Here is a 6531-nt window from a genome sequence, read left to right as displayed (position 1 = left end):
GTACTTGATGGGAAACTGTCTGGGAGAGTAGGACGCAGCCAAGTGACTAAGGACTTCAATATGAAGTCCTTTTTTAATTTTTATAAGTATATTTTCTTTAAATAATAAATTAAGCGATTACTTTAAGTAAGTAATCTGGTATAACATATATTTAGGAAAATATGTTATACTATATAAAATAAGAAGGATAATATACTTTCTTGTTAAAAGATTAAAATAAAAAAAGATTGGAGGATACTCATTTAAATAAAGATTTTTTGAGTGAAGAATATGATAGATAAAAGCAAACCAATACCACTATATTATCAGGTTCAAGAAATGATTATAAAGTTAATAGAAGATGGTTCTTACTCTATTAACAATCCCTTGCCATCGGAAAAAGAGTTAATAAAACAGTTTGGTGTAAGTAGAACTACAATAAGACAGGCAGTAGATAATTTAGTTAATCTTGGATATTTAGAAAGAAGACGAGGAGTTGGAACTTTTGTAGCTAAGAGGGAAAAGAAGCACTACTGGGAACTAGAAACATTAAGAAGCTTTAGTGAAGAGTTTGAAAAAAAAGGATATGAGGTTTCTACAAAGCTATTAAGTATAGAAAAACAGAATACTCCAGCAGAGTTGTTTAGTGTTTTCAAAGAAATAGATGAGGTTTTTAAAATAGAAAGACTTAGATTTTTAAATAATAGACCAGCGATACTAGTAACAACTTATGTTCCGGTAAATATTGCGAGTGATTTAGATAAGTATGATCTATCTAATGTATCCTTGTTTGAAATATTAAGAACAAAGTATAATGTTAAAATAGCATATGGTAAAAAGGAGTTTAGAGCTCAACTGGTGAGTGCTGAAGATGCCAAGCTTCTTGAAATGGATGAAAATCAGGCAATACAGCTTGTAAAGACAGAATCCTATGATAATAATGGGAAAATAGTAGACTATTCTATTTCTCGTGATATAGGTGATTTAAGCGTTTACAAGGTAACTTTAAATTATCAAGATTAAAAAAATTCATTTAAATGCAATTTATAATTGAATTTAAATGAGCTTAGTGATATAATGACATCATGACGTGATAACCAGTCAAAAGGGAGGTAATTAAATGGAATTTAAAAATGATGTCATTATAGTCACAGGTGGAGGTAACGGCATAGGCGCTGGAATATCAGAAGCTTTAGCATCAGAAGGAGCAAGAGTTGTTATTGCTGATCAAAACCTTGAAAATGCGGAAAACGTTGCTCAAAAAATAAAAAATGCAGGATATGTGGCTTCTTCGTATAAATTAGATGTATCTAATAAAAATGAAGTTGAAAAGTTTGGACAATATCTTGAAGAAGAGTTTGGAACAATTAACTACTGGGTAAATAGTGCAGGAATCTCAAGAATTACTCCATATTTTGAACATACAGAAGAACTTTGGGACAAAACAATGGATGTAAATTTAAAGGGACAGTTTTTATGTAATAAAATAGCAGTTAAGCATATGTTGAAAAATGGAAAAGGTTCAATCGTAAATATATCATCACAATCTGGTAAAGTAGGAACAAGCTGGTATCAGGCATACTGTTCAAGTAAATTTGGTGTGATAGGCTTGACTCAGTCATTGGCAGCTGAGTTTGGTCCTAAAAATATAAGAGTAAATTCAATTGCTCCAGGAGTTGTATATACTCCAATGTGGGATAAACAAAAGCTAGATTATGCTAGAAAAAGAAATCTAGAGGCAGACGGAGTAATGGATTACTTTAAAAGCAAAATACCGCTAAGACGTTTGGGAACTGTAGAAGATATAGCAAATTGTGTAAAATTTTTACTGAGTGATAAATCAAGTTATATAACAGGACAGACAATCAATTTAAATGGCGGAGATATAATGTTTTAATTGTTATCTTAAAATTAAGAAGAAATAAACTTAATAAAAATATCTTAAGCAAAATATAAAATATTATAGATTTTTATAAATAATTAATTGTAAAATCGACTTGAACAGCTTTATAAAAAATGATTCATCAATAGTTCTGTTTTAAATTTACTAAAGTATTAAATATTTAGAGGAGAACTATGATGAATCTATTTAATATAATACAGAAATCATAAAAATAAACACTTATCAAGATAATGAATAATAAAATATTTTCCATAAAGATGTATGATTAATTTGTATATCAGGACGTTTGAAAAAATAATTAAATGATAATTAATTAGATTTAGAGAAATTAACTAGTGAGTTTGAATATAAGTGCATATTTATTATTGAAAAATTATATAAGATCTTATCTAGGGATTTAAAAGTAGGATATTCATAAAAACGTTTTACAAAACACTTGTAAAAAATATTTTTTCTAGTAAATTCTATTAAACAGATATGCTATTTACTAAGGTATCAATAATATATAAGAGAAAACTAAGAAATTATATGAAAGTAAGTTTAATTAGGTTGATGGAGTTATTAAGCGTTTAAGTTGCTATTACAATCGATGTATTTTTATAAACAAACATTAATTTATAATTTAGGAGGTATTATAAATGTTTAAAATGAAAATTCAGAAGTTTGGAGGCTTCTTGGCTGGGATGGTAATTCCAAATATTGGAGCATTCATAGCTTGGGGGCTTATTACAGCTCTGTTCCTAAAAACAGGCTGGTTACCAAATCCAGAGTTAGCAACTTTAATAGAACCGATATTGAAGTATCTATTACCAATATTAATTGCCTTTACAGGTGGGAAATTAATATATGGTCAAAGGGGAGCAGTTGCAGGTGTTGTAGCAGCTTCAGGTGCAATATTTGGTTCTAATATACCAATGTTTTTAGCAGCGATGGTTCTAGGACCAGTTGGAGCATATGTGATGAAAAAGTTTGATTCGCTTATAGATGGAAAAGTAAAAACAGGCTTTGAAATGTTAGTAAACAATTTTTCAATAGGTATTATAGGTATGATAATGGCTGTTATTTCTTTCTATTTGGTAGGACCGGCAATTGAAATAGCAACAGATGCAGTAACAAATGGAGTTCACTATATATTAAAGTTAAATTTATTGCCATTATTAGCAGTTATTATAGAACCAGCAAAAGTACTATTTTTAAACAATGCAATAGATCAGGGAATTTTTGTTCCTTTGGGATCTGCAGAAATATTAAAAAATGGTGGAAAAACAATCTTTTATATGTTGGTATCTAGTCCAGCTCCTGGAGCAGGAATATTACTTGCATATTCAGTATTTGGAAAAGGAAACAGTAAAAAATCTGCCCCTTCAGCATTGATAATTCAATTTATAGGGGGGATACATGAGGTGTACTTCCCATATGTTTTAATGAAGCCGGTAATGTTCTTAGCCGTTATAGCTGGAGGAGTTTGCCAAATAATAGTATGGACTTTATTAAATGCAGGATTAGCAGGATATCCTCATCCAGGAAGTATTATATCATTCCTAATTATGCTTCCTAGAACAGGTGCAATATCAGTATTATTAGGATTGTTAGCTGGTATATTAGGAAGTTTCTTCCTTGCATCATTCTTCTTGAAGATAGATAAAAACGAGGAAGAATCAGATATGAGCTTAAGTGATGATATAGGCGAAATGTTAGGTGTTTCAAGTAAATCAAAGTCAAAAGAAAAAGGATATAAAACAGAGGAAATAAAAAAGATAATATTTGCATGCGATGCAGGAGTTGGATCAAGTGCAATGGGAAGTGGAATTTTAAAGAAGAAAATCAAGGATGCCAATCTTCCAATAGAAGTCACAAATATGGCAGTTGACACTGTACCAAAAGATACAAAAGTGATTATAACGCATAAGAATCTTAAAGAACGTGCATGTGCAGTTGCGCCAAATGCAGTTGTAAGGACTGTAAATTCCTTTTTAAATGATCCTGAATATGATAGAATAATAAAAGATTTATTAGAAGGAGAAGTGAAGTAAACTATGAATATTAGCAATGAATGTACATATTTTAATTTAGACAGTATGCAAAAAATGGAAGCTATTAAATTAGCTGGAGAAAAGTTATTGGAAAATGGCTTTATAGAAGAAGCATATATTCAATCTATGTTAGATAAGGAAAAAACTGATTTAACATATATAGGAAACGGCATAGCGATACCTCATGGGTTAAATGATGCAAAGCAGTATGTTAAAAAATCAGGGATTGTATTATTACATTTTCCTGAGGGAATTGATTATGATGAAAACAAAGTTTTCTTAATGATAGGGATAGCAGGAAAAGACGATGATCATCTAGAGATACTTCAAGATATTGCTATAAAACTTTCTGAAATGGACTTTGTAAATTCATTGTTAAGTAGCGAGACAAAAGAAGAGTTTATAACTTTATTTAATTCTTAAAAAAAGTTATAAAAATAGTTATAGACGAAGTTTTGCTAGAGATAGAAGAAAGTTCTTGGCTATTAAAGATATTTTAAAATTAAATTTAACACAACTGACATACGACAGAGTTTGATATATTTTATTTTTCTATCGACGTTTATAAATAAAATATAGCTTTATATTGCAACATCTAGGATAATTAATCTAGATGTTGCTTTTTTATATGCTGAGATTTATTTAATTTAAATTTCTATAAAAATAGTGCTGATGTATTTTGATCTAAAAATAATATAAAGTTCTTAAAAACTATCAGCACTATTTTTTAAGAACTAAATATAAAACAGTGTCTAGAGTACATAAAGTTTTTATATAAAATACAAAAATAGTTAAAAAATCTCATTAAACTCGTTTTCCAATTCATCTGAAAGATTCATAAGAAGGGGAATAACATATTCTTTACTTCTTTTATTTCGTGGAACCATTCTTATCGATTTTTCAAGTGCTATTGACGTAGCATTTACTATACTTACTTCATCGCTAATTCTAAAGCCGTCTTTTGACATTTGTATCAACCAGGTATTCTGTTTACACCAACAGTTCATTTCAGGTAAAGCTGGTAGTGGAACGTTGTCATTTTCAGATACTAGAACAATTTCTAAATTGTCGTATTTTTTAAGCGAAATAACAAGTTCTCTAAGAGCTCGAGAATATTGTAGCTTAGACACCTTGATAGTTTTTTCAGACATAAGAGAGAGACTACAACTTACAAATTGTGAAGAATGAGCCCTTTTTACAAGTTCTTCAAGGTGAAATAAATATACAATTCTTTCTGGAACATCATATAGTCCGTGATATTGAGACTTAACCATGTTTTTCATACTGCTGTTCAGTTTAATGCATCTTTCTATATTTTTATCGCTAACATTGTTATCAGTAAGAATTTCATGTATAAGTTCTGAACTGGTAGAAACAAAGGCAGGAGATGGAAGGTAGGAATAAACAGTTCCTCTTTTTCTTATTACACTTACATAGTCCACAACTTCTCTACACCTATCTGTTTCAAAATTAATAAATAGTTCATTAGAGTAACTTATTAGAGATTCAGCCATAGACCAGTGCTTTATAATGGATGAACTGTCCGTAAATACCATTGTTGTAGAACTATTTTGCGAAGTGGAAACACCTAAAAGTGAAATAGATTTGTTTATTATAAACTGAGAAAAATGAAGGGCATTTTCATCGTAATATTCATGATAATACCACTTTATATTGGGATGAAAAACAAGTATATTAAATTTATCAAAAAACTTTACTAGCCGCTTCTTATAGGAGTAAAAATGTATAACAAACTTTGCTTTAAAACCCTTGTTCAAAAGATCTCTTATTCTTTTGCAGAATTTCATTGCAAAATCATCTTCCTCTAAGAGCCATTCGTACTCATCGGAATCTATAAAAATTATTTCCCCCGGAGATGGCATTGCTTCTGCAAAACTAAGCAGTTTTGAAATAGCTTGCCTTCGACCCTCGTTTTGCTCATAAGAACTTACTTTTATACAATGTTTCATACTATCTGAAGTTAGATTGGGAATAGTAGTGTTAAGCATTTCATTTTTAGAAAGAACGGTTCTTACAAAAGGTTCTAAATCATCGCTTTCATCTAGTTCGTCCATAGGAAACATTTCTGAAAGTGATTTTGATAGAATTTGATGGTTACTTTTTTCACTTTCATCAATAATAAAATCAACTATAGAGTCAAAATATATAGAATTACTTTTAAGTTGACGTTTTCCACTTTTCCATTTGCTTACTAAACTTGCATCTACATGTAGTTCTCTAGACAAGGAAACTGTCGGAATACTAAGGGATTCTAAAAGAAATCCCAAAGGAGACAATAGTTTCATAGCATACACCTCCCTTAATAATTAAAAAACTGAATATTTAATATTATATATCTATTATAATAGTTCCTTTTAACATAAATGTCAATAAATTGTCATTGTACAAATAATGACATAAATTCAAAATATATTGAAAAATTACAAAATATAAACTATTATAAAGACAAGATAGAAAAAGAAATAAAAAAATAAAATAAAAATTTAATTTATATTTCTTTTCTTTAAACGACGTCGTTAAGTAAGTAAAAAAACTTTTTAAAAAATTTAGGAGGATCGTGTTATGTCTGAAAATAAAGATTATAAATTTGTAGAT

Annotated in this window: 5 protein-coding genes; 4 read left to right on the top strand and 1 reads right to left on the bottom strand. The window is 29.3% G+C overall.

The genetic code is table 11. The annotated features are described in order from the left end of the window. The first annotated feature begins 270 nt into the window (after nt 1–270). The 4 genes from BMY82_RS08860 (at nt 271) to BMY82_RS08845 (ending at nt 4338) form a co-directional block, all read left to right on the top strand. Nucleotides 271–1002, top strand: a complete 732-nt coding sequence (locus BMY82_RS08860; protein WP_185594236.1) for a GntR family transcriptional regulator — start codon at nt 271–273, stop codon at nt 1000–1002. Between the two features lie 97 nt (nt 1003–1099). Continuing rightward, nucleotides 1100–1876, top strand: coding sequence for an SDR family NAD(P)-dependent oxidoreductase (locus BMY82_RS08855; protein WP_091976191.1), 777 nt, complete (start codon nt 1100–1102; stop codon nt 1874–1876). 644 nt (nt 1877–2520) lie between these two features. Beyond that, complete coding sequence (locus tag BMY82_RS08850; protein WP_091976190.1) at nt 2521–3915, top strand: PTS transporter subunit EIIC; 1395 nt, start codon at nt 2521–2523, stop codon at nt 3913–3915. Nucleotides 3916–3918: 3 nt separating this feature from the next. Then, on the top strand, nt 3919–4338 hold the full coding sequence (locus BMY82_RS08845) for a PTS mannitol transporter subunit IIA (protein WP_091976189.1): 420 nt from the start codon (nt 3919–3921) through the stop codon (nt 4336–4338). 368 nt (nt 4339–4706) lie between these two features. On the opposite strand, the gene BMY82_RS08840 is transcribed toward BMY82_RS08845, so the two are convergent. Continuing rightward, nucleotides 4707–6221, bottom strand: a complete 1515-nt coding sequence (locus tag BMY82_RS08840; protein ID WP_091976188.1) for a hypothetical protein — start codon at nt 6219–6221, stop codon at nt 4707–4709. Nucleotides 6222–6531: the final 310 nt, after the last annotated feature.

Origin of the sequence: Peptostreptococcus russellii, assembly GCF_900110295.1 — a bacterium.
Taxonomy (GTDB): Bacteria; Bacillota; Clostridia; order Peptostreptococcales; family Peptostreptococcaceae; genus Peptostreptococcus; species Peptostreptococcus russellii_A.
Note: the sequence above shows the minus strand (reverse complement) of the source record. Positions and strands in the feature narration are given on the sequence as shown.